The organism is Sulfitobacter sp. HNIBRBA3233 (assembly GCF_040149665.1).
Taxonomy (GTDB): Bacteria; Pseudomonadota; Alphaproteobacteria; order Rhodobacterales; family Rhodobacteraceae; genus Sulfitobacter; species Sulfitobacter marinivivus.
In genome coordinates this window covers 534238-560620 of sequence record NZ_JBEFLP010000001.1, presented here as the reverse complement: position 1 = coordinate 560620, position 26383 = coordinate 534238, and the positions used below count along the sequence as shown (strand labels likewise).

Genomic DNA, 26383 nt, shown 5'->3' with positions numbered 1-26383 from the left:
CCTATTCCGCCGCGATCGCGCCGACGTCCTGACCGGATGCGGCCATGATCGCCTTGACGATGTTGTGATAGCCGGTGCAGCGGCAGATGTTGCCGTCAAGGTAGTGACGTACCTCGGCCTCGGTCGGTTTGGGGTTTTCCTTCAGCAGGGCGGCGGCGGACATCACCATGCCCGGTGTGCAGAATCCGCACTGAAGGCCGTGGTGATCCTGAAACGCCTGCTGGATCGTGTTGAGCGTGCCGTCGGGCGCCGCCTGCCCCTCGATAGTGGCGACCTCGGCGCCATCGGCCTCCACTGCCAGCATCGAGCAGGATTTGACCGCTTCGCCGTTCACATGCACCACGCAGGCGCCACATTGGCTGGTATCGCAGCCCACGTGCGTGCCGGTCAGGCCCAGATTCTCGCGCAGAAACTGCACCAGAAGGGTTCGGCCTTCGACTTCGCCCGACGCGGCCTTGCCGTTCACGGTCATCTTAACCTGTGTCATTCATGTCCTCCCAGACTTTCGAATTTTTGGTTCATTGCGGATGAGTTAAACACGCACCCGACGACTTGAGAACCCTTTTTTCAAAACGTGATCCGAAACACCGCACCACCGCAGGGCGCGGCACACGGATCAGCCCTTTCGCCCCCGGCGCGGCTGCGGTCGGGTCGGTATTTCCTTCAGCAAACCGCCCACCCCCATACCCGCGATATCCGCCGCACTCACCGCGACGCCGCAGACGATCCGCGACAGGACCCAATCGGCCCCGTTGAGCGCCGGAGACCGCGCGCAGCCCGGCAGACCGATCACCTGACGGTCGCGCAGATGCCCCAGAAACAGAAGATTCCCTGGATCGACGGGCATGCCGAAGCGCGTCAGCTGGCCCCCCGCCCCGATCAGCGCCTGCGGTGCGACATCGGCGCTGTCCGACGTCGCGGATCCGGTCAGGATCAGCGTGAGCGGACTACGCAGGCCGCCCAGTGCCGTTTCCAGCGCATCGCGCCGGTGTGGCACGGTCACGACTTCGGCCAGCGTCACGCCGAGCGCGGCGAGCCGGTCCTCGATCGCGCGCCTGCCCTTTTCGCCCGCGCCACCGGGGATTTCGGTGATGATCAGGTCGGCACTGTCGATCACCGGGGCGGCCATACCGATGGCGCCGCGCGCGGCGGCGGTGGCCGCATCCAGCGCCGCGCGCGGCACAGCGTAGGAGATGATCTTGATCGTGGCGATCATGCCGCCGTCGGCCATCTGCTGGAACGGCGGCACCGTGGCCACGGTTATCATCGGATCGATCGCATTGACCGCCTCGATCGCTGCGACATCGAGCATTGCCACGCCGGGGCCATCGGCCAGCAGGTTGACCCGGCCCGTAAAGGCCGCGCTGCGCCGCAGCTGCCCGTGGCCCAGCATCAGCGCATCCGCCAGCTCGCCCGCGGCGGTGTTTTCATCCACGTCCTGCGGACCGAGCTGTGCGGCGACAACCTCGGCCAGGCCAGCGGCGCGCAGGGCGGCGATGTCGTCCGGGCCGAGCACCTGACCCTTGCGCAGGCGCCCGTCGGGCAGGCTGACACTGTGGGCGAGAATCGCGCCCTCGGCCTGATCCAGCGGGACGTCGCCGAAGATCACGGGCGGCGCAACCGGTCGATCATCTGGGCAAGGATCGACACGGCGATTTCGGCGGGGCTGGCCGCCCCGATGTTCAGACCCACGGGGCCGTGGATGCGCGCGATCGCGTCGTCATCGAAACCTGCCTCCTGCATCCGCTCGACCCGCTTGGCGTGGGTGCGGGTCGATCCCAGCGCGCCGATGTAGAAGACCTGCGACTTCAGCGCCAGCAGCAGGGCGGGATCGTCGAGTTTGGGATCGTGGGTCAGCAGCACCAGCGCGCAGCGGGCATCGAGACCGATCTCGGCTAGCGCCGCATCGGGCCAGTCGTTGACCACGCGGGCATCGGGAAAACGCGCGGGCGCGCCGAACGCTTCGCGCGGGTCGATGACGACCGGATCGAACCCCGCGATACGCGCCATCGGGACCAGCGCCTGCGCGATATGCACCGCACCGACCACGACCAGCCGCAAGGGTGGATTATGGACCGCGACGAAGGTCTCGCCGTCCTCCTCGACACCGGAGCGGTCGGTGCGGAAGCGGTTTTCGTACCCGTCGGTGACCAGCGAACGCCGGCTGCCATCGAGCCCGACTTCGTAGGCCACGGGGCGGCGGTCCGCGCGGTGCGCGACGAGGGTTTCGAGCACCGCGACCGGGATCCCGCCCTCGCCAACGGGTTCGACAAGCACACGGATCGTGCCGCCGCAGGCGAGCCCGACCGCGAAGGCATCGCCGTCGCTGACACCGTATTCCAGAAGCCTGCTTTCGCCCTCTTCCAGCGCTTCCAGCGCCTCGACGACCACCGCGCCCTCGACGCAGCCACCCGAAACGGAGCCTTCCATTTCCGCATCCGACGAGACCACCATCTGCGCGCCCACGCGGCGCGGCGCCGAGCCCCATGTTTCGACCACCGTGGCGAGGGCCGCGCCCTTGCCCGCGCGGATCCATTCCAGCGCCTGTTCGGGCGCACCTGCGATCGGATGTGTCATGGTCGGTCCTTTCTTCGAATGCCCCCGCAAGGGGCCTGCGCGATGGTCGATTATGTAGCGCCGCGATGCAAGGGGCCGCGCGCTCCCTTGCGAAGCGTCGGCGGGGCGACTACATCTTCGGTGGAAGACAAAACGCGGAGACCGACATGCCCATGCAAGCCCACGAGATCGAAGAGCTTTTGCGCGCAGAGTTCCCCGACGCACAGATCGTGGTCGAGGGCAGCGATGGCGTGCATATGGCGGCCATGGTCGTCGACGAGAGTTTCCGCGGCAAGAACCGCGTGCAGCAACAGCGCGCGGTCTATGCCGCCCTCAAAGGCAAGATGGATGGCCCGCAAGGGGATCTGCACGCGCTTGCCCTCACAACAAAGGTACCGGAATGATGATGATGACGATCACGGCGGCCCTCGTACTGGCGCTGGCAGGGATCAGCCTGCGCGCCTTCACCCCGCTTCGGCAAGAAAACGGCGCAGTGGTGCCGGTAAGGACAGACGACAAATGAGCGACGCACAGACACAGATCAAGCAAACCGTGACAGAAAACGACGTGGTTCTGTTCATGAAGGGCACGAAATCGATGCCGCAATGCGGTTTTTCCAGCCGCGTAGCCGGTGTGCTGAACTACATGGGTGTGGAATATGCCGATGTGAACGTTCTGGCCGACGAGAATATCCGTCAGGGGATCAAGGACTATTCCGACTGGCCGACCATTCCGCAGCTTTACGTCAAGGGCGAGTTCGTCGGCGGCTGCGACATCATCACAGAGATGACGCTGTCGGGCGAGCTGGACACGCTATTCGCCGAGAACGGTGTGACCTTCGACAAGGACGCGGCGGAGAAGATCCGCGAAGCGAACGGCTGACAGATTTACCGGCAGGGCTCCTCGGGGGCTCCTCCTGACGGATGCGCCCTCTCCTCGCGGAGGGGGCGTTTTGCGTTTGTCGCTGCGGGCAACGATGGGCAGTGGCGTCAGCCGCCCGCTTTCTCGTCGACCTCCGCCGCCAGTGCCTCGGCACGCGCGGCGATTTCGGCGAGCGTGTCCGTAACCGACTGCGGGACCACCGGCACTTCGATGCGCTCGGGCTCCACGACGCGGTTGCGCAGGCCGTGCAGTTCCGCCTCGCGCTCGGCCAGTTCGGCGCGGATCTCGACGATCTTGTCCTCGACGCTCGCCGTCTTGTCGGCCAGCATCAGCCCTGCCATCAGCAGCATCCGCGCCTCGGGCATCCGCCCGACCTGGTCGTTGAGCACCTGCGCTTCGTCATCCAGCATCTTGGCCGCCGCGTGCAGGTAGCTTTCCTCGCCCTCCTGGCAGGCGACATCGAAATGGCGTCCACCGATCGAAATCTTGACCTCCGGCATCAGGCTTCCTCCTCTGCGGCAGTGGCTTTGTCGACGAGCGGTTGCAGGCTGGCAAGGATCACCGACGCCTCGGCGACATCCGCCGCGCGCGCCGCGCGCAGCCCTTCGAGTTCGGCCAGCATCGCCTTGTTGATGAGATGCGGCTCGCCCACCCCTTCGGTATTGGCCTCGCGCAGCGCCGCACAGGCATCCGCCAGCTGCGCATTCGCACGGCGTACCCGTTGCAGTTCGATATCGAGCTGCGCCATCCGCGCCTCGCCCTCTTCGACCCGCGCGCGCAGCTCGGCCAGTTCGGCTTCGGATTTGGAGCGCAGGCTGCGCACCCGTTCCTGCAACTGGGCGTTGGCGGTGCGCTCTTCCTCGAGCAGCCGCGTGGTTTCTTCGTCCGGGCCCTGCGGCGCGGCCACCGACAGGCGTTCGATCCCGTAGGCCACCTGATCCATCGCGGCCGTAATCCGCCGCTGCAATTCTTCGATGTCGCTCATCCGCTCCTCGCTCAAATCGGTGGACGGTCGATACGCCGCCGCGTCGGTTGCACCCTTTTGCGAATCAGTCACCCGTCGCTTCGTTCACGATCCTACCCATATCCGGACTGAAATGCTGCCCCCCTTTGAGAACAGTGCTTTGGCCCGCGTCCTTCATGCGCGTGCCCGGCCTGCTTGATCTTTCGCCCGGTGCTGCTATTCACACGCCACATCCCCCAGAACGGAGCACCCCCCGTGGATCTCAAAGCCCTCGCATCCGCCCACCCCGAACATTGGTCAAAGGCGGGCGCGATCCGCGCGCTCACGCTCGACGCGGTAATAGCAGCGAATTCCGGCCATTCCGGCATGCCCATCGGCATGGCCGATGTGGCCACGGTGCTGTTCGAACGGCACCTGAAGTTCGACGCCGCGCAGCCGACATGGCCCGACCGGGACCGTTTCATCCTGTCCGCCGGACACGGCTCCATGCTGATCTACGCACTGCTGCATCTGGTCGGCGATGCCCAGTTCCCGATCGAGGAGATCAAGAATTTCCGCCAGATGGGCGCGCGCACCGCGGGCCATCCCGAGAATTTCCTTGCCGATGCGATCGAAACCACCACCGGGCCGCTGGGGCAAGGGATCGCCAATTCCGTGGGCTTTGCCATGGCAGAAGAGATCCAGCGGGCCACCTATGGCGCGAAAGTGGTCGACCACCACACATATGTGATCGCCGGTGACGGCTGCCTGATGGAAGGCGTGAGCCAGGAAGCGATCGCCATCGCCGGGCGTCATCAGCTGAGCAAGCTGATCGTGATGTGGGACAACAACGACATCACCATCGACGGTCCCGTCAGCCTGTCGGACCGCACCGATCAGGTCGCGCGCTTCCGCGCCGCCGGATGGGACGTGCAGGAAATCGACGGCCACAACCCCGACGAGATCGACGCGGCACTGACGGCTGCCAAAAAGACCGCGACCCCCAGCATGATCGCCTGCAAGACCCACATCGCGCTGGGACACGCTGCACAGGACACCTCCAAGGGCCACGGCGCGCTGACCGATGACGCCGCCGCAACGGCGGCGAAAGAGGCCTGGGGCTGGACCGCGGCGCCCTTCGACGTGCCCAAGGACATCAAGCAGGCCTGGGAAGCGATCGGCGCACGCGGTGCCGATGTGCGCCGCGCCTGGGAGGAACGCTTTGACAAGATGCCACGCGCCAAGCGCGAGACTTTCAACCGCGCACTCGCGCTTGACGCGCCAAAGAAGCTGAGCGCGACGATCAAGGCGTTCAAGAAGCAAACCTCGGAAACCGCGCCGAAACTGGCCACACGGGCCTCGTCGGAAAAGGTGCTGGAAGTGATCAACCCGATCATGCCCGAAACCGTTGGCGGCTCTGCGGACCTGACCGGATCGAACAACACCAAAACCGCCGATCTGGGTGTTTTCGACGTCATGTCGCGCGAGGGTCGCTATGTCTACTGGGGCATCCGCGAGCACGGAATGGCGAGCGCCATGAACGGCATGGCCTTGCACGGCGGCGTGCGCCCCTATTCGGGCACCTTCATGTGTTTCACCGACTACGCGCGCCCCGCGATGCGCCTGTCCGCGCTGATGAAACAGCCCGTGGTCTATGTGATGACCCACGACAGCATCGGTCTGGGCGAAGACGGGCCGACTCACCAGCCGGTCGAGCATCTGGCCATCAGCCGCGCCACACCGAACACGCTGGTCTTCCGCCCTGCCGACACGGTCGAGACCGCCGAGGCGTGGGAAATCGCGCTGACGGAAAAATCCACCCCCTCGGTTCTGTCGCTGACCCGTCAGGGTGTGCCGACCGTCCGGTTGGAGCATAAGAACAAGAACCTCACCGCGCAGGGCGGCTACGTTCTGAAGGATGCCGAAGGCAAGCGGCAGGTGATCCTGATCGCGACCGGATCGGAAGTATCCGTGGCGCTGGCCGCGCGCGATCTGCTTCAGGCCGAAGGGATCGGCACCCGCGTGGTGTCCCTGCCCTGCATGGAGCTTTTTGCCCAGCAGGACGAGGCATACCGCAAGCGGGTTCTGCCCGGAGGTGCCGTACGTGTGGGCGTGGAAGCAGGCGTGCGGCAAGGCTGGGACCGCTGGCTTCTGGGCGAACGTGGCAAATGGGGCAAGGCCGATTTCGTGGGCATGGACAGCTTTGGCGCATCCGCACCAGCCGACGAATTGTTCCAGAAATACGGCATCACCGCCGAGAATGTCGCGACACGGGCCAAAGCCCTGCTCTGATCCGCATCCCGAAATCAACAACAAGGGCGGTGCTTCGGACGAAGGGCCGCCCTTATTGTTTCCGGAATGGCAACAGTTTGTTCTCGCCAGATAGGCCAGTTCGTGCCAGTCTTGCCACAATTGGGGCGATGTTCGGCCACAAGTGCCGCCTAGTGTGAAGAAGCCTTGATTGGAATTTATACTACTTTAACGATTAGGGCACACGGTAAGGTTACACCCCCGAAGGAGGCACCATGGCCTATTTGCTGACTGCGATCATGACCGGAGGCGTTGCTGCCGTGATTTCGCTTTTGACCGGCGGCAGCTTTGGCGAGACCCTTTGGAACTACGTCCTTTTCGGACACCTCGGCATGGCGGCGCTGGCCTGTGCCGTGATTTGCAACCAACTGCGCAACCGCACGCTGGAATCCTGATCCCGCGCAGCGGTCCTGCTTCTCCGGTTCCGTTGGCGAAGCGTAAAGCACCGCCGAAACCATCTTCATTTGTACAATAGACAGCTGCGTGCGCCGCAGGGTTCCGCCCTGCGCCGCACGGCTTGCGCGCTGTCAAGGCATCTTGGCGGTGACGGCCCGCCAGATCGGGGTGATGATCTTTTCGCCGATGGGGATCAGCACGACCCCGAGGGCAAGGCCAAGCACACCGTCGAGCGCCGCGGTCACGGTCCATTCCACGGCCCCCTGCCAGCGGTCCACCGCATGTGCGACCGCATAGGCGGCATCGTGGATGATCTGGGCCGGTGCGGCGAACCCCATTACTTCAAGCCCGTGGACAATGATGGATCCACCGACCCACAGCATCGCCGCCGTGCCTACGATCGTCAGCGCCTTCAGGAACCCCGGCATGCCCTTGACCAGACCGCGCCCGATCGCGCGCGTCACGCCAAGCCGTCCGGCATTGGCCATGCTCAGCCCGATATCGTCCATCTTCACGATCAGCGCCACGGAGCCGTAGACCGCGACCGTGATGATGATCGCCACCATGGCCAGCGTCGCCGCCTCCATCCAGAACCCGAGGTTGGGGATATTCGACAGCGCGATGGTCATGATCTCGGCGGACAGGATGAAATCGGTCTTGATCGCGCCTTGCGCCTTTTCCTCTTCGAGGTGCGCGGGATCCTCGATCACCTTGCCCTTGGCGGGATGGTCCGTGTGGCCCTCGCTGATCCCCAACGCGTGGGCGATCTTTTCCGCGCCCTCGAAACATAGATAGGCACCGCCCAGCATCAGAAGCGGTGGAATCGCCCAGGGCGCGAAGGCCGACAGCGCCAGACCCACGGGCAGAAGGATAAGAAGCTTGTTTCGCAGCGATCCCTTGGTGATGCGCCAGATGATCGGCAGTTCGCGCTTGGCTTCGAAGCCGTGAACGTATTTCGGCGTAACCGCCGCGTCGTCGATGACCGCGCCCGCGGCCTTGGCCGAAGCCTTGGTCGCCTGCCCGATCACGTCATCCACCGAAGACGCCGCCACTTTCGCGATCGCGGCGACATCGTCCAGTAATGCAATCAATCCACTCACGCGCCCGTATCCTTTTCACTAGCCTCATCGTCAGCTAGAGCGCCTGCGCCGGATTGCCAAGCCCCCGTTACGCGCCGCCGTTACCGCTAACCCCGGATTTTAACGCTAACATGCCGATCACAAAGGGCCTTTCGCACTGGCCCCCGGTCACGGCGCGGGTCTATAGGAGGCAGGAATTCCAATCTGACGGAGCCTCCCCCATGACCATCAAAGTCGGCATCAACGGTTTCGGCCGTATCGGGCGTTGCACCCTGTCGCATATCGCGGCCAGCGGGCGTGACGATATCGAAGTCATCAAGCTCAACGCGACGGGCCCCATCGAAACGGCAGCGCATCTTCTGCGTTACGACAGTGTCCACGGGCGTTTCCCGGGCGATATCACGGTCGACGACGGCTATCTGAACCTCGGGCAGAACGATATCGAGGTCATGTCCACTTACAACCTCGAAGAGCTGGACTGGTCCGGCTGTGACGTGGTGCTGGAATGCACGGGCAAATTCAACGATGGCAACAAGGCCCGCGCCCATATCGAACAGGGCGCAAAGAAGGTCCTGCTGTCCGCACCGGGCAAGAACGTCGACCGCACCATCGTGTTCGGCGTCAATGACGACACGCTGCAGGCCTCGGACACGATGATCTCGAACGGGTCGTGCACCACGAACTGCCTTGCTCCGCTGGCGAAGGTCATGCACGAGGCCGTGGGCATCGAAAGCGGCCTGATGACCACGATCCACAGCTACACGGGCGACCAGCCGACGCTGGACCGCCGTCACAAGGATCTCTACCGCGCCCGCGCGGCGGCGATGGCGATCATCCCCACTTCGACCGGTGCCGCCAAGGCCCTTGGCGAGGTATTGCCCGCGCTCAAGGGTAAGCTGGACGGGACCGCGATGCGCGTGCCGACGCCGAATGTCTCGGCGGTGGACCTGACCTTTACTGCCGGTCGCGATGTGACGGTGGAGGAAATCAACGCCGCCGCCAAGGCCGCAGCCGAGGGTCACATGAGCCGTGTGATGGCCTATGATCCGGCGCAGAAGGTGTCGATCGACTTCAACCACACCGAGCATAGCTCGATCTTTGCGCCGGACCAGACGATCGTCGTGGCGGGCCGCACCGTGCGGGTGCTGGCCTGGTACGACAACGAATGGGCGTTCTCGGTGCGGATGGCCGATGTGGCCGTGGCCATGGGCCAGCTGCGCTGAACTTGCCAGCCGCCGTTGCCTGCCCTATCGAAGAGTGCAGGCAACGGCAGAGGACGCCCACATGACGAACAGCATCGCCCTTGTGCTGGGTCTTCTTATTGTCGGCGCTGTTGCAGTCGACGCGATCTACTTCGGCACCGAGCACCTTGTCTTTCTGGCAAAGAAGTTCACCGAACTGATCGAATGGATCGCCTTCTGGCGCTAGAACCCCATTCAAACTGGCACTAAAAACACCCGAAATTGTACCGATCAACCCTGCGGCGGTTGACAGATCTGCGCGCTCCTACATCTGTTGGCCATGATTTGATCAAAAGAGGTGTCACGTGCCTGTTGCACTTGGAGTTAACGGGTTTGGCCGCATCGGTCGCACGGTGCTGCGGGCCCTTATCGCGTCGGGGCGCGACGATCTGAAGGTGGTGGCGATCAACGATCCGGCCCCCATAGACACCTGCGCGCATCTACTTGAATTCGACAGCGTGCACGGGCGGCTGGGCCGAGAGGTCGTGGTGCGTGGCACCACCATCGACGCGGGCACAGGGCCCATCCGCGTGAGCCACGAAATGGCGCCGGAAAAGGTCGACTGGACCGGTGTCGACATCGTGCTGGAATGCACGGGCGCCTTTCGCGATCCGGCACTGGCGCTGCGCCATCTGGACGGGGGCGCAGGGAAGGTTCTGATCTCGGCCCCCGCCGAGGGGGCGGGCGCGCCCACGGTCGTGTTCGGGATCAATCACGACAGTCTGCGCGGCGACGACAGGATCGTCTCGAACGCGTCATGCACGACGAACTGCCTCGTGCCGGTGGCGCAGGCGCTGCACGCGGCTTTTGGCATCCGCCACGGTCACATGACCACCGTACACAGCTATACCGGCAACCAACCGGTGCACGACCGCGCCCATGCGGATCTCTACCGCGCGCGCGCCGCCGGGATGTCGATGATCCCCACCAGCACCGGTGCCGCGGATACCATGGCACTGGTGCTGCCCGACCTCGCGGGGCGGATCACCGGCACGGCGATCCGTGTGCCCGCGCCGAATGTCTCTTGCATCGACCTTGTCGTCGAACTCGACCGTGCGACCAGCACGGCCGAAGTCAACGACGCCCTGCGCGCCGCGGCAGAGGCTCAGCCGCGGATACTGGGCCTGACCACACGCAAGCTGGTGTCGCGCGATTTTGCGGGCGACGCGCGCAGCGCGATCATCGCCAGTGACCAGACCCATGTGCAAAACGGCACACAGGCCCGCGTCCTTGCGTGGTACGATAATGAATGGGCGTTTTCGAACCGGATGCTGGACACGGCCGCCGCCATGGCCGCCGCGCCTTAAGCCGCGATCAGGATTTGCCCAGCTTGGCGCGCAGGGCGGTTTTCACGCGCGGTGTCACGAAGGTGGTGATATCGCCGTCCAGGCGCGCGATTTCCTTCACCAGCTTGCTGGCGATGGCCTGATGCTGCGCTTCGGCCATAAGGAAGACCGTCTCGATCTGCTTGTTCAGCTGCCGGTTCATGCCGACCATCTGGTATTCGTATTCAAAGTCGGCAACCGCGCGCAGACCGCGCACGATCACACTGGCGCCGACATCCTGCGCGCAGTGGATCAGCAGATTCTCGAAGGGATGGGCGACGATCTCGACACCGGTTTCTTCGGTCAGGGCCGAGCATTCCGCCTCGATCAGTTCCACCCGCTCTTCGAGCGAGAACAAGGGGCCCTTGTCGCGGTTGATCGCAACGCCGATCACCAGCTTGTCCACAAGGCGCGTGGCGCGGCGAATGATGTCGATATGTCCCAGAGTGATGGGGTCGAAAGTTCCGGGATACAGGCCGACGCGCATGCGCTCACTCCTTGCTGAGGCAATGTAATGGGCGCCAAGCAAACACGCCGTCGCCCCAGATGCAAGCGCGGTCAGTTCCCGCGGATCATGCCTTCGAGGGCGTCGTTCTCCATCGCCAGCTCCATGAGCCGAGCCTTGACCACATCCCCGAGCGAGATCAGCCCGATCAGCGATCCCTCGTGCAGCACGGGCATGTGGCGAAAACGCCCCTCGGTCATCTTTTCAAGCACCTGATCGGCCCGCATTCCGCGGGTGCAGGTGATAACCTCTCTGGTCATGATGTCGCTGACGGGATCGGAAAGGCACCCCGCACCGCGCTGGCCGACCTGACGCACGATATCGCGTTCCGACACGATCCCATCCGCTGTCTTGCCATCGCGCGAGATCAGGACCGTCCCGATCCGCCGCTCGGCCAGCATGCCGGCCGCTTCTTCGATGGTGATCGATGGCAGCGCAGTGACGATATCGTCCACGGCTTTCGAGCTGAGAATTTGTGACACCAACATAAGTCGTCCTCCCGGTAGCGATGCTGAGGTCTCTTCATCGTCATCCGTTGAGCGCCGCCCTGTCAAGCATCGCGTTCCGCCTCGGCCTCCAGCCTTGCCACCTCGGCCTTCAGGCCCTGCGCCAGCAGATCGGCGAAACGCGCCAGCCGCGTGTTGCGCGCATCGTCCGCGTGGCGGATCAGGTAGAAGGCGCGGTCAAGCTGCACCTCGCGGGTCAGCAAGCGCCGCACACCCGGCAGGAACGGCAGGCAGAAGTCGTGGACGACCCCTATACCGGCCCCCTGCCGGATCATGTTGGCCTGCACCGCGACCGAATTCGACGCAATGGCAACGCGCCCGGCCCCGAGATCGGCAAGATAATCGAGTTCGCGGTCAAAGATCATGTCGGGAATATAGCCCACCAGCGGATGGGCCTTGAGATCGTCAAGCGTCTGGATCGGCCCCACGCGGGCCAGAAACGCCTCGCTCGCCGCGAGGTGCAGCCGGTAGCCGGTGATGTGGCGCACCACCAGCCTGCCCGCGGTCGGTGCGCTGACGCCGATGGCCATATCCGCCTCACGGCGCGACAGGTTGAACACCCGCGGCAGCGCAACGATCTGGATGTCGAGGTTGGGGTGCTCGCGCGCCATCGCGGCGCAGACCTGCGGCAAAAGGAAATTCGCACACCCGTCGGGCGCGCCGACACGCACCTGACCGCTCAACCCTTCGGTCGCATCCCCTGCGCCGGCGTCGAGCCCCAGCATCGCCTGCTCTGCCGCCCCTGCCCGCTCAAGCAGCGCAACACCGGCGGCGGTCAGCGCGTATCCCTGCGGTGATTTCAGAAACAGCGCGGTTTCCATGTCCTGCTCCAGCCGGGCCATCCGTCGGCCCAGTGTCGCCGGATCAAGCCGCAAGAGCTTGCCCGCGCCCGACAGGCTTTCGGATCGGGCGACCGCAAGGAACAGCCGCAAATCATCCCAGTTCTGCATCCTGTCTCCCTTCGCATTGTACGGGGGCATTGGCGCGCCCGGATGCTTTGCATTTTCGCAAAGCCGTTTTGCTTATCTGCCCCTGTTCGCCGCTTTTTTGCAAGACTACACTGCGCCAAACTCAAATGGAGGATTCTATGCAAGAGCTGACCCACTACCTCAACGGCGCCCATGTCAAAGGCACATCCGGCCGCTTTGCCGACGTGATGAACCCCGCCACCGGCGAAGTGCAGGCAAAGGTGCCGCTGGCGTCGAAGGAAGAGCTGGAGCAGGCCGTGGCCTATGCCGAGGCCGCGCAGCCCGCATGGGCCGCGACCAACCCGCAGCGCCGCGCGCGGGTCCTGATGAAGCTGGTCGATCTGCTGAACCGCGACATGGACAAGCTGGCCGAGGCGCTGAGCCGCGAACACGGCAAGACCCTGCCCGATGCCGCGGGCGACGTGCAGCGCGGGCTGGAGGTGGTCGAATACTGCATCGGCGCGCCACAGCTGCTGAAAGGCGAATTCACCGATAACGCCGGCCCCGGCATCGACATGTATTCGATGCGCCAGCCGCTCGGCGTGACGGCGGGCATCACACCGTTCAACTTCCCCGCGATGATCCCCATGTGGATGTTCGCCCCCGCCATTGCCTGCGGCAACGCCTTCATCCTCAAGCCGTCCGAGCGGGACCCCTCCGTGCCGCTGATGCTGGCGGAACTGGCCGAAGAAGCGGGCCTGCCGAAGGGCATCCTTCAGGTCGTCAACGGCGACAAGGAAGCGGTCGACGCTATACTCTACAACGATGTGATCCAGTCCGTGGGCTTTGTCGGCTCGACCCCGATCGCGGAATATATCTACGGCACCGGCTGTGCGCAGGGCAAACGTGTCCAGTGCTTCGGCGGGGCCAAGAACCACATGATCATCATGCCTGACGCGGATATGGATCAGGCCGCCGACGCGCTGGTCGGCGCGGGCTACGGTGCGGCGGGCGAACGCTGCATGGCGATTTCCGTGGCCGTTCCCGTGGGCGACGAAACCGCCGACCGGCTGATCGAAAAGCTGGTGCCGCGCATCGAGAAGCTGAAGGTCGGCCCCTATACCGGCGGCAATGACGTCGATTACGGCCCCGTGGTCACCGCCGCGGCCAAGGCAAATATCGAACGGCTGGTGCAAACCGGTATCGATCAGGGTGCGGAGCTGGTTGTAGACGGGCGCGATTTCAAATTGCAGGGCTACGAGGACGGCTTTTTCGTCGGGCCGCATCTGTTCGACCGCGCGACCAAGGACATGGACATCTACAAGCACGAGATCTTCGGCCCCGTGCTGACCTGCGTGCGCGCGCAATCCTACGAGGAAGCGCTGGGTCTGGCGATGGATCACGAATACGGCAACGGCACCGCGATCTTTACCCGCGACGGGGATGCCGCGCGTGATTTCGCCAACCGCGTGAATGTGGGCATGATCGGTGTGAACGTGCCGATCCCGGTGCCGCTGGCCTACCACACCTTCGGCGGCTGGAAGAAATCCGTCTTCGGCGACCTGAACCAGCACGGACCGGATGCGTTCAAGTTCTACACGCGCACCAAGACCGTGACCGCTCGCTGGCCGTCGGGCATCAAGGAAGGCGGGGAGTTCAACTTCAAGCCGATGGAATGATCCTGCGCTGAGCAGGCATACCCCCCGCGGGCGCAGCGCCCTGTTGCGCCCGCGGGATTGAGTTTAAGGGCAAAATGGAGAAGCGGTGTTGCGGTTCTTTTGCGACCGGCCACCGGAGGCGCGGGTGATGCAGGCAGTGTGGGAAATGGGGTGAGATGCAGCAGGACTTTACCATCGGGATCGAGGAAGAATACCTGCTCGTCGATCGTGACAGTCTTGCGCTGGCGCCCGCGCCCGACGCCTTCATGCAAGCCTGCCGGGCCGAGCTGCAAGATCAGGTCGCGCCGGAATTCCTGCAATGCCAGATCGAGATCGGCACCAAGGTCTGCACGACCACGGCGGACGCCCGCGAGGAGCTGAAAAGGCTGCGGGCGGCGATCAGCCGGCATTCGGCGGCGCATAACCTTGCCCCGATCGCCGTGTCCTGCCATCCGTTTTCGGACTGGCGCGATCAGGCGTTCACCGAAAAGGACCGCTACGATACGCTGGAGCGGGAATTGGAAAGCGTGGCGCGCCGGATGCTGATTTGCGGCATGCATGTGCACGCCGGTGTCGATGCCGAAGCGATGCGCATCGATCTGATGCCCCAGTTGAGCTATTTCCTGCCGCATCTGTTGGCCTTGTCGACCTCCTCGCCGTTCTGGAGCGGGCGGGACACGGGCCTTGCCTCCTACCGGCTGTCGGTTTTCGACAATATGCCGCGCACCGGCCTTCCGCCGGCCTTTGACAGCTGGGACCAGTACCAGCGCACCGCCGGCACGCTGATCGACCTTGGCGTGATTGAGGATACGTCGAAAATCTGGTGGGATCTGCGGCCCTCGGACCAGTATCCGACGCTCGAGACGCGCATCTGCGACGTACAGCCGAGGCTGGAGGACAGTGTCGCGCTGGCCGGGCTGGTGCAATCGCTCGTGCGGATGCTCTTGCGGCTGCACGGCAGCAACCTGCGCTGGCGCGAATACGACCGCTTCCTGATCGCCGAGAACCGCTGGCGCGCGCAGCGCTACGGCGTAGCCGAGGGGCTGATCGATTTCGGCGAGAGGCGCATCCGTCCGGTGGAGGAGTTGCTGGACGAGCTGATCAGCCTGCTGGCCGAGGACGCCGAGGCGCTGGGGGCGCTCGATGATGTTGCACGGCTGCGCGATCTTGCACGGGAGGGCACCAGCGCCACCCGCCAGCGCGCGGTGTTCAGCGCAGCCCCCGAAGGGGCCGGCGGCGAGGCCGTGGTGCGCCACCTGATCGAGGAGTTCCACGACGGGCTTTGACCGGGTGAGCCAATCCGGCCTTGCAATACGTCGGCAAAGATTGGAATTTAACGTACGTTCAATAATCCACCGGGAGGATACCATGGATTTCGCACTGAGCGAGGAACAGACCGCCATTTTCGACATGGCCTACGCCTTCGGGCAGGACCATATCGCCCCCCACGCGCAGGCGTGGGAAAAGGATGGCACGATCCCGAAAGAGCTGTGGCCGAGAATTGCGGAGCTCGGTTTCGGCGGGCTCTACGTCTCAGAAGAGGCCGGTGGTTCGGGGCTGAGCCGGATGGACGCCACGCTGGTCTTCGAGGCGCTGTCCATGGCCTGCCCGTCGGTCGCGGCCTTCCTGTCGATCCACAACATGTGCGCAAAGATGCTCGACAGTTTCGCGGGCGACGATCTGAAGGCGCGGATCATGGACGATGTGCTGAGCATGAACACGGTGCTGAGCTATTGCCTGACCGAACCGGGGTCGGGATCGGATGCCGCCGCGCTGAAGACGCGCGCGGAGCGGACCAACGAAGGCTATGAGCTGACCGGGACCAAGGCGTTCATTTCGGGGGGCGGATATTCGGACGCCTATGTCTGCATGGTGCGCACTTCCGACGACGGCGCCGCCGGTGTCTCCACCGTCTATGTGGAGGACGGGAGCGCGGGGCTGTCCTTCGGCGGGCTCGAAGACAAGATGGGCTGGCGCAGCCAGCCGACCGCGCAGGTGCAATTCGACAAATGCAAAGTGCCTGCCGAAAATCTTGTCGGGGAAGAGGGCAAGGGTTTCAAATACGCGATGATGGGCCTCGACGGGGGGCGTCTGAACATCGCGGCATGCTCGCTCGGGGCGGCGCAGATCGCGCTGAACAACACGCTGGACTACATGGGCGAACGCAAGGCCTTCGGCCAGCCCATCGACCAGTTCCAGGGCTTGCAGTTCCGGCTGGCGGATATGGAGATCGAGCTTCAGGCGGCGCGGACCTTCCTGCGGCAGGCGGCGTGGAAGCTTGATACCGGGGCGCCGGATGCGACCAAATTCTGCGCCATGGCCAAGAAATTCGTCACCGAGGCCGGATCGCGGATCGTCGATCAATGCCTGCAATTGCACGGCGGTTACGGCTATCTGGCCGACTACGGCATCGAGAAGCTGGTGCGCGACCTGCGGGTCCACCAGATCCTTGAAGGCACCAACGAGATCATGCGCGTCATCGTCGCGCGCGACATGCTGAAAAACCGCTGAGAGGCTCAGATGAGCGATATCGACATCCGCATCACCGGGCGCGCGGGCCGGATCACGCTGAACCGGCCCAAGGCGCTGAATGCCATGAGCTACGAGATGTGCCTTGCCATCGAGGCGGCGCTGGATGACTGGCGCACCGACGATGCCGTGGCGGTCGTGGTCATCGACGCGGCGGGCGATCGCGCCTTTTGCGCGGGCGGCGATATCGCCGAATTGTATGACACCGGCACCAAGGGCGATTTCGCCTACGGGCAGCGGTTCTGGGCGGATGAATACAGGCTCAACAACAAGATCTTCGCCTACCCCAAGCCGGTCGCCAGTTTCCTTCAGGGTTTTACCATGGGCGGTGGCGTGGGCATCGGCTGTCACGGATCGCACCGGGTGGTCGGCGATACCAGCCAGATCGCCATGCCCGAATGCGGCATCGGGCTGGTTCCGGATGTGGGCGGCACGCTGATGCTGGCGCTCGCGCCGGGACGGCTGGGTGAATATCTGGGCACGACCGCCGCGCGGATGAACGCGGCGGACGCGATTTTCGCGGGTTTTGCCGATCACTACATCCCCGAAGAGGCCTGGCCGGATCTGATCGCTTCGCTGGAGGCGTCGGGCGATGCCGACGCGATCACCGCGCGCGCCACCGCACCCGCAGGCGGCACGCTGGAGGCCCTGCAACCGCAGATCGACGATGCCTTCGCCGGTGAGGCGCTGGAGGATATCCTGCGCACGCTGCGCAACGACGACAGCGATTTCGCGCTCGACACGCTCAAGGCGATGGGGCGCAATTCGCCCCTGTCGATGGCCTGCACCGTCGAGATCCTGCACCGCCTGCGCGGCCCGTCGCTGAGCATGGAAAAGGCCCTCGACCTCGAATACCGGTTCACCTACCGCGCGATGGAGCATGGCGATTTTCTGGAAGGAATCCGCGCCGCGATCATCGAAAAGGACCGCAATCCGCAGTGGCAACACGCGGGCAAGGATGTACCGGCGGTGGCGGTATCGCGAATGCTGCAACCCCTTGGCGCGGATGCGCTGAAACTTTGATGGGAGGAGACTGAAATGGCGAAGATCGGATTTATCGGGCTGGGAAACATGGGCGCGCCCATGGCACGCAACCTTGCCGCCGCAGGGCACGAGGTGACGGGATTTGACACCGCCGGCACCGGCGCAGAAGGCGTCGGCGTGGCCGCCACCGCCCAGGACGCGGCGCGCGGTATGGATTTCGTGATCACCATGCTGCCGAACGGCGCGATCCTGCGCAGCGTCGCCGCCGAGGTCCTGCCGGAAATGGCCAAGGGTGCAACGCTGGTGGACTGTTCGACTGTCGATGTCGAAAGCGCGCGCGCGGTGGCCGAAGATGCAGCCGCACGCGACGTCGGATTTGTCGATGCGCCCGTTTCGGGCGGGATCGGCGGAGCCGCCGCCGGCACGCTGACCTTCATGGCGGGCGGCAGCGCAGAGGCATTCGCCCGTGCCGCCCCCCTGTTCGAGATCATGGGTCAGAAATCTGTCCACTGTGGCGATGCCGGGGCCGGACAGGCGGCGAAAATCTGCAACAACATGATCCTTGGCATCACGATGATCGGAACATGCGAGGCTTTCGCGCTGGCCGACAAACTGGGTCTGGACCGTCAGAAGATGTTCGATGTGGTCAGCACCTCGTCGGGCTATTCGTGGTCGATGAATGCCTATTGCCCTGCCCCCGGTGTCGGGCCGCAATCGCCCGCCGACAACGAGTACAAACCCGGTTTCGCCGCAGAACTGATGCTGAAGGATCTGGGTCTCAGCCAGCAGGCGGCGGAAGCGGCGGATGTGGACACGCCGATGGGCGCGCTGGCCCGCGCGCTCTACGCGCAATTCGTCGAGAACGAGGATGGCCGCGGCAAGGACTTCTCGGCCATGCTGCCGCGGCTTGCGGCGCGTGGCCGCGAGAGCTGAGCAACCGGGCTTCGGCGGTTTCCTGCGTGCCCCGCGCAACGCAAGCGGAACCGCCGATCCTCCCTAAACGTTTGTCAGAGAACCGACATTGGTACGCAGCCTAGCGGCGCGCACCTTCCCCAAATGTCGCGACGGCCAATCACGCCGCGTATTTCGCGTGGCGTTCGCAAATGGAGATCTGACATGCGAAGATCACTTTTCGTCGGCGCAGCCTGCGCCGCATTTTTCGTCACCCCATCCTTTGCCGCCACCAACGGTATCGCGGCCCCTTCTGTGGTTTCCCCTCAGGCGCTGACAGCACCGCAGGCGGACACCGGCATCTATCTGGTGCAGGGCAACAGCGGAAAAGGGAATGGCAACGGTAACAACAAGCGGCCGCAGGGCAAGCCGGACAAGGGCAACGGCGGCGGCAAGGCCAAAGCGCCGGGCAACTCCGGCGACAAGGGCCCGAAGGCAAAGACCGCGAATAACGGCAACGCCGGAAAACCGCAGAAAGCCGCCAAGGCAAACGGCAACGGCAACAACGGCAACGGTCAGGGTAAACAGAAAATCGCCCGCGATCTGGCCCCCGTTGACCGCCCCGGAAAGCGCGGAGATTTCGAAGTCCTGCGCGGCGATGACGGGCGCTACCGCTACAGCGACGAACGCCGCCGCTACGACGGGCTGGCGTGGGACGGCGAAGAGCGTGACCTGCGCCGCATCGTCTCCACCGCCGCACCGCTTTTGCTGCTGGGATCTTCCGTCGATCTGAACGATCTGCGCGAGGACGAGCTGGTTGCCTATCGCAACTGCCCGCCCGGACTGGCCAAGAAATCGCCGCCTTGCGTGCCTCCGGGCCTTGCGAAAAAGGGCGTCGGATATGACGAATGGGTCTCGGGTGATGACGCCTATTACGACCGCGTCTACCGCGAGCGGCGCGACGATATCCTGCGTCGCTACGACAGCTATCCCGATGCCGACTGGCGTCTGGGCTCAGACTATATCGCCGGGCTCTACGGTCTGGACCCTGCCCCGAGCGGCCAGCGCTACGGCCTGATCGACGGGCTGCCGGTGCTGCTGAGCGATGAGGATTACGCAGGGCTTCAGCTTATCAATTCGCTTGCCGGTGTTCCGAATATCGCCAACGGATCCAGCATTTCCCCGACGCTGGCGCTGACACAGCCACAGTTGGTCAACCGCTACGGCCTGCCGCCACTGCAGGACGGCAACAACTACGCGGTCGTGAACGGCCAGGTGGTGCAGCTGGACAGTGACGCCTACGAGTTGCTGCAACTGATCCGCGTCGCCCGCGCCATATTCTGAAGCGCCACGGCAGACACGAAAAAGGCCGGGGAATTTCCCCGGCCTTTTTTATTCGGCGGCCACCTTGCGGGGCGCCAGCATCGGTTTGAGGTAGCGTCCGGTATAGCTTTCCTCGACTTCGGCGACCTCTTCGGGGGTACCGGTGGCCACCACGTAACCACCGCCATCGCCCCCTTCGGGACCGATATCGATGATGTGATCGGCGGTCTTGACCACGTCGAGGTTGTGTTCGATCACCACGACCGAATTGCCCTGATCGACCAGTTCATGCAGCACTTCCAAAAGCTTGCGCACGTCCTCGAAATGCAGGCCGGTCGTCGGCTCGTCTAGGATATAGAGCGTGCGGCCCGTGGACCGTTTGCTCAGCTCCTTGCTGAGCTTCACGCGCTGCGCCTCGCCGCCCGACAGGGTGGTCGCCTGCTGGCCGACCTTGATATATCCCAGCCCTACACGCATCAGCGCGTCCATCTTCTCGCGGATCGAGGGGACGGCGGCGAAGAATTCCTGCGCATCCTCGACTGTCATGTCCAGCACATCGGCAATGCTCTTGCCCTTGAACTTGATCTCCAGCGTTTCGCGGTTGTAGCGCTTTCCTTTGCAGGTTTCGCATTCCACGTAGACATCGGGCAGAAAGTGCATCTCGATCTTGATGACCCCGTCGCCCTGACAGGCCTCGCAGCGCCCGCCCTTGACGTTGAAGCTGAAACGCCCGGGCTTGTAGCCGCGCGCCTTGGCCTCCGGCAGCCCGGCGAACCAGTCCCGGATCGGGGTGAAAGCACCGGTGTAGGTCGCGGGGTTGGACCGCGGGGTACGCCCGATGGGGCGCTGGTCGATGTCGATCACCTTGTCGAGGTGTTCGAGCCCTTTGATCGTCTCGCAGGGGGCGGGTGTCTGGCGCGCACCGTTGAGGTTCATCGACGCGGTCTTGAACAACGTTTCGATGGTGAGCGTCGATTTGCCCCCACCCGACACGCCGGTCACGCAGACGAATTTGCCCAGGGGGAAATCCACGGTGACGTCGTGCAGGTTGTTGCCCGACGCCTTCACCACCTTGACCGATTTCTTCTTGCCCTTGCGGCGCTGTGCGGGCACCGCGATCTCGCGCGCGCCGGTCAGGTATTGGCCCGTCACGGATTTCTCGTTCGCGGCGATTTCCGCAGGTGTGCCGTGGGCCACGACCTCTCCGCCGTGGACACCGGCACCGGGGCCGATGTCGAAGACATAATCGGCCTCGCGGATCGCCTCTTCGTCATGTTCGACCACGATCACGGTGTTGCCCTGATCGCGCAGGTTCTTGAGCGTCTGCAACAGCCGGTCGTTGTCGCGCTGGTGCAAGCCGATGGAAGGCTCGTCGAGAACGTAAAGAACGCCGGTCAGGCCAGAGCCGATCTGGCTGGCCAGACGGATGCGCTGGCTTTCGCCACCACTTAACGTACCACTTGAACGTGATAGCGTAAGATACTCCAAACCAACGTTATTCAGGAACCCAAGCCGCTCGCGGATTTCCTTGAGAATGGCGCGGGCGATCTCGTTATTCTGCTGGCTGAGGTTGTCCGGCACGGTGTTGCACCAGTCGAAGGCCTCGCGGATCGACATCTCGACCACCTGACCGACGTGCAACAGGTGCTCGGTGTCGCCCGACGGCCCGATCTTGACGGCCAGCGCTTCGGGACGCAGACGATAGCCGCCGCAGGTCCCGCAGGGCCGGTTGTTCTGGTAGCGCTCGAACTCTTCACGGATCCAGTTGCTGTCCGTCTCGCGGTAGCGGCGTTCCATGTTGGGGATCACCCCTTCGAACACGCGCGCAACCTCGTAGACGCGCCCGCCCTCGTCGTAGCGGAACTTGATCTCTTCCTTGCCCGATCCATAGAGGAAAACCTGCTGGATCTTCGGGTCCAGATCCTTCCATTTGGTATTCTGGTTGAAGCCGTAATGCTTTGCGATCGCTTCGATCGTCTGCTTGAAATAGGGGCTCTTGCCCTTGCGCCACGGCGCCAGTGCGCCATCGTAGATTTTCAGGTTCTGGTCGGGCACGACAAGGCGTTCGTCAAAGAACAGCTCTTTGCCCAGACCGTCACAGGCCGGGCATGCCCCGAAGGGTGCGTTGAACGAGAACAGGCGCGGTTCGATTTCGGGGATGGTGAAGCCGCTGACCGGACAGGCGAATTTCTCGGAGAAGGTGAACCGCTCCGGCTCCCCTTCTTTCGGCGCGGTTTCGAGAATCGCGATACCGTCCGCCAGATCCAGCGCGGTGCGGAAGCTGTCGGCCAGACGCGTTTCCATCCCTTCGCGGACCACAAGACGGTCCACGACCACGTCGATGTCGTGGCGGAATTTCTTGTCCAGCGTCGGCGGTTCGTCCAGCTCGTAGAATTCTCCGTTCACCTTGACCCGCTGGAACCCCTGCTTGCGCAGTTCCAGAAACTCCTTGCGGTACTCGCCCTTGCGGTCGCGGATGATCGGGGCCAGCAGGTAGCCGCGCGTCCCCTCCTCCATCGTCATGACCCGGTCGACCATGTCCTGCACCTGCTGCGCCTCGATGGGCTTGCCGGTGGCCGGGCTGTAGGGCGTGCCGACACGGGCAAACAGCAGACGCATGTAGTCGTAGATCTCGGTCACGGTGCCCACGGTCGACCGCGGGTTTTTCGACGTCGTCTTCTGTTCGATCGAAATCGCAGGAGACAGGCCCGAGATGTGATCCACATCGGGTTTCTGCATCATATCAAGGAATTGCCGCGCGTAGGCGCTGAGCGATTCCACATAGCGGCGCTGCCCTTCGGCGTAGATCGTATCAAACGCCAGCGACGATTTCCCCGACCCCGACAGCCCGGTAATGACCACCAGCTGATCGCGCGGAATATCGACGTCGATGTTTTTCAGATTGTGCTCGCGCGCGCCGCGCACTTCGATGTTCTTCAGCTCAGCCATGCATCACCCCTTGTCTTGAATGGGGATATAGGCGCGGCGGCGGGATTCTCCAATGCCGAAGTGTGAACAATTGGTGAACGTCAGAGATTTCGCCGCAGACGGGTCAGGATAAGGTGCATGACCAGCCCCATGGCAAAGGCCGCCCCCGCCAGCATCGGCAGGCTGAGGTAGCCGTAGGCGGCCAGCGCCAGCGCCATGACGGGCGTGCCCAGCGTATTGCCGAGGTTGCCCATCTGCGCCATGGCACCGTTCGCGCGCGCCTGCGTCATCGCGGTTGCGTTCAGTTGCGGCACCGCTGCGAAACTGGCCCCCTGTATCAGCCCCATCGCCCCTGCCAGCGCCAGACAGGCCAGCGGATCGGCGGGCGCGAGATACAGCCAGACCATCGCCAGCGCCGAAAATCCGAAGCCCAGCATCACGACGCCGATCGCATTCATGATCCGGAGCAGCATCACCCCCAGCGTCATCGACACGGCGATGCTGACCAGCGGTATCGCCCCCATCACCGCGCCCCGCAGCGCAGGGTCCAGATAGGGCGGCAGCACGGTCAGGATCGACACGAAACAGAACGTATAGAAAAACCACCCCGCCGCCGGCGCCACGACAGCGGGCGACCGGTAGATCGCGGCATGTGTCGCCAGCACCGAGCGGACAGACATGAGCGCGACATCGCCCTCGTCGGGCAACCTGCGCAGGCGCGGGGCGAGATAGATCGCAAACCCCGCCAGATAGGCCGCGTGGACAGCAAAGAGCGCGGGCAGACCCGCAGAGATCGCCAGCGGCCGCCCCGCCCAGGCCATCACCGCAAAAGCGACGCCGAAAAACGTGCCCCACAGCGTCAGCGCCAGTCCACGCTGGCGGTCGGTCGCGATCTGCGCGATCAGCGTCGGCGCGGCCACAACCAGCCCCAGATGCGACAGCCCCTCGACCGCGCGCAGGGCCAGCATCAGCGGAAGCGGCGGCAGCAACGCCTGCAGGGCGGAGATCGCCGCCCCCAGCCAGAGCGACAGAAGCAGCGCACGCCGGTAGCGCACCCGCGCCACCAGCATCGCCGCGACCACGCCCAGCACGATCCCCACGCCGCCCACGACCGACACCAGCCAGCCCAGAACCACGCCCCCATCGGGATAGGCATCGGACAGCAGGTCGTAGATGACCGAAAACTTGGCGTATTGTCCTGCCGCGCCCAATCCCGCGCCCCACAGCGCGAGGATCAACGGCCACGATCCGCGCATCAGCTGCGTTCTGCCATGGCCCAGGCGCAGATCGGCATGTCCGGATCATCGCTGATGTCGTCGGTGGCCTCGTCATATTCGGGCGGCCACGGCTCTTCCAGATTGCGCCGCGCGACGTGGCGATTGCCCCACTGGTAGGACTGGATCAACGGCTCTTCGAAGCCGCATTCGATCAGGAAATTCTTCAACCCGCGCGCGGACCAGCGGGTGTTGTCCATCGGTGCCGCGTGGAAGGGTACGAAAAACGGCACCGCGACCCAGAACTTGCCACCCTTCTTGAGCATGCGGCGCACGTTGCGCGTGGCCTGATAGGGCTGGTCCAGATGCTCCCACACCTGATTGGCGAGGATCAGGTCGAACTTGCGCGGCTTGCCGGTGTCGGGGTCCAGGTAAGGTCCCGCGCAGATATCGTATTCGGGATAGCGGAAGATCTCGTAGGACTGGAAATCGAACTGTTTCCCGTAATCGCCCGAGATTTCAGCGACCTTCAGCCGCGGGGGCTTCAGCTCCTGAATCATCCGGCGCGATGCCGGCCCCATAACAACGCGATTGAGACTTACCATGGCGCGACTATGCACAGCCGCCCGCAGGGGCGCAATCGGGTTTGGCACCGGCGCAGGGGATCGCCGCGCGGGCGGGGGGCGGTCCGCCCCTGCCCGCGCGGATGCGGATCACATGTGGATGACGCGACCGTAGGCGTCGAGCACGCTTTCGTGCATCATCTCGCTCAGCGTCGGATGCGGGAAAACCGTGTGCATGAGGTCCTCTTCGGTGGTCTCCAGCTGGCGGCCCACCACGTAGCCCTGGATCAGTTCGGTCACTTCCGCCCCGATCATATGCGCGCCCAGAAGCTCGCCTGTCTTGGCATCGAAGATCGTCTTGACCATGCCGTTTTCCTCGCCCAGTGCGATCGCCTTGCCGTTGCCGATAAAGGGGAAACGCCCCACCTTGATCTCGTAGCCGAGCTCTTTTGCCTTGGCTTCGGTATAGCCCACCGATGCAACCTGCGGATGGCAATAGGTGCAGCCCGCGATGGTCTCGGGCTTGACGGGGTGCACATCCATGCCCGCCATATGCTCGGCCACCATGACGCCCTCGTGGCTGGCCTTGTGCGCAAGCCACGGCGCGCCCGCGATGTCGCCGATGGCATAGAGCCCGTCCACACCGGTGCGGCAGTACTGGTCGGTCACCACATGGGTGCGGTCCAGTTCGACGCCCAGTTCCTCGAGCCCCAGCCCTTCGACGTTGCCGACGATCCCCACGGCGGAAATGACGGTGTCGTACTCGTGCTTCTCGATCTTGCCGCCCACTTCGATATGGGCGGTCACGGTGTCCTTGGCACGGTCGAGCTTCTTGACGATGCTCTTTTGCATGATCTTCATGCCCTGCTTTTCGAAGGATTTCTTCGCGAAGGCGCTGATTTCGGCGTCCTCGACGGGCAGAACGCGGTCCATCACCTCGACCACGGTCGTATCGGCACCGAGGGTGTTGTAGAAGCTGGCGAATTCGATCCCGATGGCACCAGATCCGATGACCAGCAGTTTCTTGGGCATATGGGCAGGCTGCAGGGCGTGCTTGTAGGTCCATACCAGCTTGCCGTCCGCTTCGAGACCGGGCAGTTCACGCGCCCGTGCGCCGGTGGCCAGCACGATGTTCTTGGCCGTCAGGTTTTCTTCGCCCTTGTCGGTCTTGACCTTCACGCGGCCCTTGGCGGGCAGCGTCGCCTCGCCCATCACGACGGTGACCTTGTTCTTTTTCATCAGGTGGCCGATGCCGCCCGAAAGCTGCCCGGCGACCTTGCGCGACCGCTTCACAACGGCGTCGAGATCGTAGCCTATGCCATCCGCCTTCAGGCCGAATTCCTTGGCACGGTGCATCAGGTGGAATACCTCGGACGACCGCAGCATCGCCTTTGTCGGGATGCAGCCCCAGTTCAGACAGATGCCGCCGAGGTGCTCGCGTTCGACGATGCAAACCTTCATGCCCAACTGCGCCGCACGGATCGCCGCCACATAGCCGCCCGGCCCCGCACCGACCACGATCAGATCATAGGAAGTCTCAGCCATTCTTGGCACCTCGCCTTGCATCAGAATAATGGTTTACCGTTAAACCATCTCGGTCGTTGCGGCAATGGTGCGCGCGGCATGGCTGCTATGCCGCAGT

26 protein-coding genes are annotated in these 26383 nt (G+C 64.0%); 13 read left to right on the top strand and 13 right to left on the bottom strand.

The window, feature by feature from the left end; all coding sequences use genetic code 11:
* Nucleotide 1: 1 nt before the first annotated feature.
* The 3 genes from ABMC89_RS02745 to ABMC89_RS02735 all read right to left on the bottom strand — a co-directional run bounded on the left by ABMC89_RS02745 (nucleotide 2) and on the right by ABMC89_RS02735 (nucleotide 2577).
* Nucleotides 2-487, bottom strand: a complete 486-nt coding sequence (locus ABMC89_RS02745) for a (2Fe-2S)-binding protein (RefSeq protein WP_349564948.1) — start codon at nucleotides 485-487, stop codon at nucleotides 2-4.
* Between the two features lie 129 nt (nucleotides 488-616).
* The gene (locus ABMC89_RS02740; protein WP_349564946.1) at nucleotides 617-1609 is read right to left on the bottom strand and encodes a molybdopterin-binding protein; all 993 of its coding nucleotides are present in this window, start codon (nucleotides 1607-1609) and stop codon (nucleotides 617-619) included.
* Nucleotides 1606-2577, bottom strand: a complete 972-nt coding sequence (locus ABMC89_RS02735; protein WP_349564944.1) for an XdhC family protein — start codon at nucleotides 2575-2577, stop codon at nucleotides 1606-1608. Before ABMC89_RS02735 ends, ABMC89_RS02740 begins: the two co-directional genes overlap by 4 nt.
* Before the next feature lie 146 nt (nucleotides 2578-2723).
* Here ABMC89_RS02735 and ABMC89_RS02730 point away from each other — a divergent pair, with 146 nt between their 5' ends.
* Nucleotides 2724-2960, top strand: coding sequence for a BolA/IbaG family iron-sulfur metabolism protein (locus ABMC89_RS02730; RefSeq protein ID WP_349564942.1), 237 nt, complete (start codon nucleotides 2724-2726; stop codon nucleotides 2958-2960).
* Between the two features lie 115 nt (nucleotides 2961-3075).
* Entirely contained in the window at nucleotides 3076-3438 is a 363-nt protein-coding gene (gene grxD / locus ABMC89_RS02725) for a Grx4 family monothiol glutaredoxin (RefSeq protein ID WP_349564940.1), read from the top strand.
* Nucleotides 3439-3545: 107 nt separating this feature from the next.
* Here grxD and ABMC89_RS02720 read toward each other — a convergent pair whose 3' ends face one another.
* Both ABMC89_RS02720 and ABMC89_RS02715 read right to left on the bottom strand, forming a co-directional pair.
* Entirely contained in the window at nucleotides 3546-3938 is a 393-nt protein-coding gene (locus ABMC89_RS02720) for a cell division protein ZapA (protein WP_349564938.1), read from the bottom strand.
* Complete coding sequence (locus ABMC89_RS02715) at nucleotides 3938-4423, bottom strand: hypothetical protein (RefSeq protein ID WP_349564936.1); 486 nt, start codon at nucleotides 4421-4423, stop codon at nucleotides 3938-3940. The genes ABMC89_RS02720 and ABMC89_RS02715 overlap by 1 nt, the downstream gene beginning before the upstream one ends.
* Before the next feature lie 234 nt (nucleotides 4424-4657).
* Here ABMC89_RS02715 and tkt point away from each other — a divergent pair, with 234 nt between their 5' ends.
* Together tkt and ABMC89_RS02705 are read left to right on the top strand one after the other, a co-directional pair.
* On the top strand, nucleotides 4658-6673 hold the full coding sequence (gene tkt / locus ABMC89_RS02710; protein WP_349564934.1) for a transketolase: 2016 nt from the start codon (nucleotides 4658-4660) through the stop codon (nucleotides 6671-6673).
* A 233-nt stretch (nucleotides 6674-6906) separates the two neighbouring features.
* On the top strand, nucleotides 6907-7086 hold the full coding sequence (locus ABMC89_RS02705; RefSeq protein WP_349564932.1) for a hypothetical protein: 180 nt from the start codon (nucleotides 6907-6909) through the stop codon (nucleotides 7084-7086).
* Nucleotides 7087-7218: 132 nt separating this feature from the next.
* Here ABMC89_RS02705 and ABMC89_RS02700 read toward each other — a convergent pair whose 3' ends face one another.
* Nucleotides 7219-8187 (bottom strand): DUF808 domain-containing protein, encoded by a 969-nt coding sequence (locus ABMC89_RS02700; RefSeq protein WP_349564930.1) that lies wholly within the window; start codon nucleotides 8185-8187, stop codon nucleotides 7219-7221.
* 200 nt (nucleotides 8188-8387) lie between these two features.
* Here ABMC89_RS02700 and gap (ABMC89_RS02695) point away from each other — a divergent pair, with 200 nt between their 5' ends.
* The 3 genes from gap (ABMC89_RS02695) (at nucleotide 8388) to gap (ABMC89_RS02685) (ending at nucleotide 10714) form a co-directional block, all read left to right on the top strand.
* Nucleotides 8388-9389, top strand: a complete 1002-nt coding sequence (gene gap, locus ABMC89_RS02695; RefSeq protein WP_349564928.1) for a type I glyceraldehyde-3-phosphate dehydrogenase — start codon at nucleotides 8388-8390, stop codon at nucleotides 9387-9389.
* Between the two features lie 61 nt (nucleotides 9390-9450).
* Entirely contained in the window at nucleotides 9451-9594 is a 144-nt protein-coding gene (locus ABMC89_RS02690; RefSeq protein ID WP_349564926.1) for a hypothetical protein, read from the top strand.
* Nucleotides 9595-9712: 118 nt separating this feature from the next.
* Nucleotides 9713-10714, top strand: coding sequence for a type I glyceraldehyde-3-phosphate dehydrogenase (gene gap, locus ABMC89_RS02685; RefSeq protein WP_349564924.1), 1002 nt, complete (start codon nucleotides 9713-9715; stop codon nucleotides 10712-10714).
* A 7-nt stretch (nucleotides 10715-10721) separates the two neighbouring features.
* Here the strand turns inward: gap (ABMC89_RS02685) and coaD are convergent, their stop codons facing one another.
* The 3 genes from coaD to ABMC89_RS02670 all read right to left on the bottom strand — a co-directional run bounded on the left by coaD (nucleotide 10722) and on the right by ABMC89_RS02670 (nucleotide 12693).
* Nucleotides 10722-11219 (bottom strand): pantetheine-phosphate adenylyltransferase, encoded by a 498-nt coding sequence (gene coaD / locus ABMC89_RS02680; RefSeq protein ID WP_349564922.1) that lies wholly within the window; start codon nucleotides 11217-11219, stop codon nucleotides 10722-10724.
* Nucleotides 11220-11290: 71 nt separating this feature from the next.
* Nucleotides 11291-11725 carry a CBS domain-containing protein gene (locus tag ABMC89_RS02675; RefSeq protein WP_349564920.1) on the bottom strand — a complete coding sequence of 145 codons (435 nt, stop codon included), beginning with the start codon at nucleotides 11723-11725 and terminating at the stop codon, nucleotides 11291-11293.
* A gap of 62 nt (nucleotides 11726-11787) precedes the next feature.
* Nucleotides 11788-12693 (bottom strand): LysR family transcriptional regulator, encoded by a 906-nt coding sequence (locus tag ABMC89_RS02670; protein ID WP_349564918.1) that lies wholly within the window; start codon nucleotides 12691-12693, stop codon nucleotides 11788-11790.
* A 137-nt stretch (nucleotides 12694-12830) separates the two neighbouring features.
* Between ABMC89_RS02670 and ABMC89_RS02665 the strand changes: the two genes are divergently transcribed.
* From ABMC89_RS02665 to ABMC89_RS02640, 6 genes are all read left to right on the top strand, one after another.
* Complete coding sequence (locus tag ABMC89_RS02665) at nucleotides 12831-14330, top strand: CoA-acylating methylmalonate-semialdehyde dehydrogenase (RefSeq protein WP_349564916.1); 1500 nt, start codon at nucleotides 12831-12833, stop codon at nucleotides 14328-14330.
* A gap of 155 nt (nucleotides 14331-14485) precedes the next feature.
* Nucleotides 14486-15595 (top strand): carboxylate-amine ligase, encoded by a 1110-nt coding sequence (locus ABMC89_RS02660; protein WP_349564914.1) that lies wholly within the window; start codon nucleotides 14486-14488, stop codon nucleotides 15593-15595.
* 82 nt (nucleotides 15596-15677) lie between these two features.
* Nucleotides 15678-16820 (top strand): acyl-CoA dehydrogenase family protein, encoded by a 1143-nt coding sequence (locus tag ABMC89_RS02655; protein WP_349564912.1) that lies wholly within the window; start codon nucleotides 15678-15680, stop codon nucleotides 16818-16820.
* 9 nt (nucleotides 16821-16829) lie between these two features.
* Nucleotides 16830-17861 carry an enoyl-CoA hydratase/isomerase family protein gene (locus tag ABMC89_RS02650; RefSeq protein WP_349564910.1) on the top strand — a complete coding sequence of 344 codons (1032 nt, stop codon included), beginning with the start codon at nucleotides 16830-16832 and terminating at the stop codon, nucleotides 17859-17861.
* Between the two features lie 15 nt (nucleotides 17862-17876).
* On the top strand, nucleotides 17877-18755 hold the full coding sequence (mmsB, locus tag ABMC89_RS02645; protein ID WP_349564908.1) for a 3-hydroxyisobutyrate dehydrogenase: 879 nt from the start codon (nucleotides 17877-17879) through the stop codon (nucleotides 18753-18755).
* A 183-nt stretch (nucleotides 18756-18938) separates the two neighbouring features.
* Complete coding sequence (locus ABMC89_RS02640) at nucleotides 18939-20057, top strand: hypothetical protein (RefSeq protein WP_349564906.1); 1119 nt, start codon at nucleotides 18939-18941, stop codon at nucleotides 20055-20057.
* A gap of 48 nt (nucleotides 20058-20105) precedes the next feature.
* Here the strand turns inward: ABMC89_RS02640 and uvrA are convergent, their stop codons facing one another.
* The 4 genes from uvrA to lpdA all read right to left on the bottom strand — a co-directional run bounded on the left by uvrA (nucleotide 20106) and on the right by lpdA (nucleotide 26286).
* Nucleotides 20106-22985, bottom strand: a complete 2880-nt coding sequence (gene uvrA, locus ABMC89_RS02635) for an excinuclease ABC subunit UvrA (RefSeq protein ID WP_349564904.1) — start codon at nucleotides 22983-22985, stop codon at nucleotides 20106-20108.
* Nucleotides 22986-23065: 80 nt separating this feature from the next.
* Nucleotides 23066-24220, bottom strand: coding sequence for an MFS transporter (locus tag ABMC89_RS02630; protein WP_349564902.1), 1155 nt, complete (start codon nucleotides 24218-24220; stop codon nucleotides 23066-23068).
* Complete coding sequence (locus tag ABMC89_RS02625) at nucleotides 24220-24783, bottom strand: class I SAM-dependent methyltransferase (RefSeq protein ID WP_349564900.1); 564 nt, start codon at nucleotides 24781-24783, stop codon at nucleotides 24220-24222. The genes ABMC89_RS02630 and ABMC89_RS02625 overlap by 1 nt, the downstream gene beginning before the upstream one ends.
* 108 nt (nucleotides 24784-24891) lie before the next feature.
* A complete protein-coding gene (gene lpdA, locus ABMC89_RS02620; RefSeq protein WP_349564898.1) occupies nucleotides 24892-26286 on the bottom strand; it encodes a dihydrolipoyl dehydrogenase in 1395 nt (464 codons plus the stop codon).
* Nucleotides 26287-26383 lie beyond the last annotated feature (97 nt).

Excerpts from the sequence above, each read along its gene's own strand:
- ABMC89_RS02745 (WP_349564948.1), bottom strand. The coding sequence starts at position 487 with ATGACACAGGTTAAGATGACCGTGAACGGCAAGGCCGCGTCGGGCGAA.
- ABMC89_RS02735 (WP_349564944.1), bottom strand. The coding sequence starts at position 2,577 with ATGACACATCCGATCGCAGGTGCGCCCGAACAGGCGCTGGAATGGATC.
- ABMC89_RS02730 (WP_349564942.1), top strand. The coding sequence starts at position 2,724 with ATGCCCATGCAAGCCCACGAGATCGAAGAGCTTTTGCGCGCAGAGTTC.
- grxD (WP_349564940.1), top strand. The coding sequence starts at position 3,076 with ATGAGCGACGCACAGACACAGATCAAGCAAACCGTGACAGAAAACGAC.
- ABMC89_RS02720 (WP_349564938.1), bottom strand. The coding sequence starts at position 3,938 with ATGCCGGAGGTCAAGATTTCGATCGGTGGACGCCATTTCGATGTCGCC.
- ABMC89_RS02715 (WP_349564936.1), bottom strand. The coding sequence starts at position 4,423 with ATGAGCGACATCGAAGAATTGCAGCGGCGGATTACGGCCGCGATGGAT.
- ABMC89_RS02705 (WP_349564932.1), top strand. The coding sequence starts at position 6,907 with ATGGCCTATTTGCTGACTGCGATCATGACCGGAGGCGTTGCTGCCGTG.
- gap (WP_349564928.1), top strand. The coding sequence starts at position 8,388 with ATGACCATCAAAGTCGGCATCAACGGTTTCGGCCGTATCGGGCGTTGC.
- ABMC89_RS02690 (WP_349564926.1), top strand. The coding sequence starts at position 9,451 with ATGACGAACAGCATCGCCCTTGTGCTGGGTCTTCTTATTGTCGGCGCT.
- coaD (WP_349564922.1), bottom strand. The coding sequence starts at position 11,219 with ATGCGCGTCGGCCTGTATCCCGGAACTTTCGACCCCATCACTCTGGGA.
- ABMC89_RS02675 (WP_349564920.1), bottom strand. The coding sequence starts at position 11,725 with ATGTTGGTGTCACAAATTCTCAGCTCGAAAGCCGTGGACGATATCGTC.
- ABMC89_RS02670 (WP_349564918.1), bottom strand. The coding sequence starts at position 12,693 with ATGCAGAACTGGGATGATTTGCGGCTGTTCCTTGCGGTCGCCCGATCC.
- ABMC89_RS02665 (WP_349564916.1), top strand. The coding sequence starts at position 12,831 with ATGCAAGAGCTGACCCACTACCTCAACGGCGCCCATGTCAAAGGCACA.
- ABMC89_RS02660 (WP_349564914.1), top strand. The coding sequence starts at position 14,486 with ATGCAGCAGGACTTTACCATCGGGATCGAGGAAGAATACCTGCTCGTC.
- ABMC89_RS02655 (WP_349564912.1), top strand. The coding sequence starts at position 15,678 with ATGGATTTCGCACTGAGCGAGGAACAGACCGCCATTTTCGACATGGCC.
- ABMC89_RS02650 (WP_349564910.1), top strand. The coding sequence starts at position 16,830 with ATGAGCGATATCGACATCCGCATCACCGGGCGCGCGGGCCGGATCACG.
- mmsB (WP_349564908.1), top strand. The coding sequence starts at position 17,877 with ATGGCGAAGATCGGATTTATCGGGCTGGGAAACATGGGCGCGCCCATG.
- ABMC89_RS02640 (WP_349564906.1), top strand. The coding sequence starts at position 18,939 with ATGCGAAGATCACTTTTCGTCGGCGCAGCCTGCGCCGCATTTTTCGTC.
- uvrA (WP_349564904.1), bottom strand. The coding sequence starts at position 22,985 with ATGGCTGAGCTGAAGAACATCGAAGTGCGCGGCGCGCGCGAGCACAAT.
- ABMC89_RS02630 (WP_349564902.1), bottom strand. The coding sequence starts at position 24,220 with ATGCGCGGATCGTGGCCGTTGATCCTCGCGCTGTGGGGCGCGGGATTG.
- ABMC89_RS02625 (WP_349564900.1), bottom strand. The coding sequence starts at position 24,783 with ATGGTAAGTCTCAATCGCGTTGTTATGGGGCCGGCATCGCGCCGGATG.
- lpdA (WP_349564898.1), bottom strand. The coding sequence starts at position 26,286 with ATGGCTGAGACTTCCTATGATCTGATCGTGGTCGGTGCGGGGCCGGGC.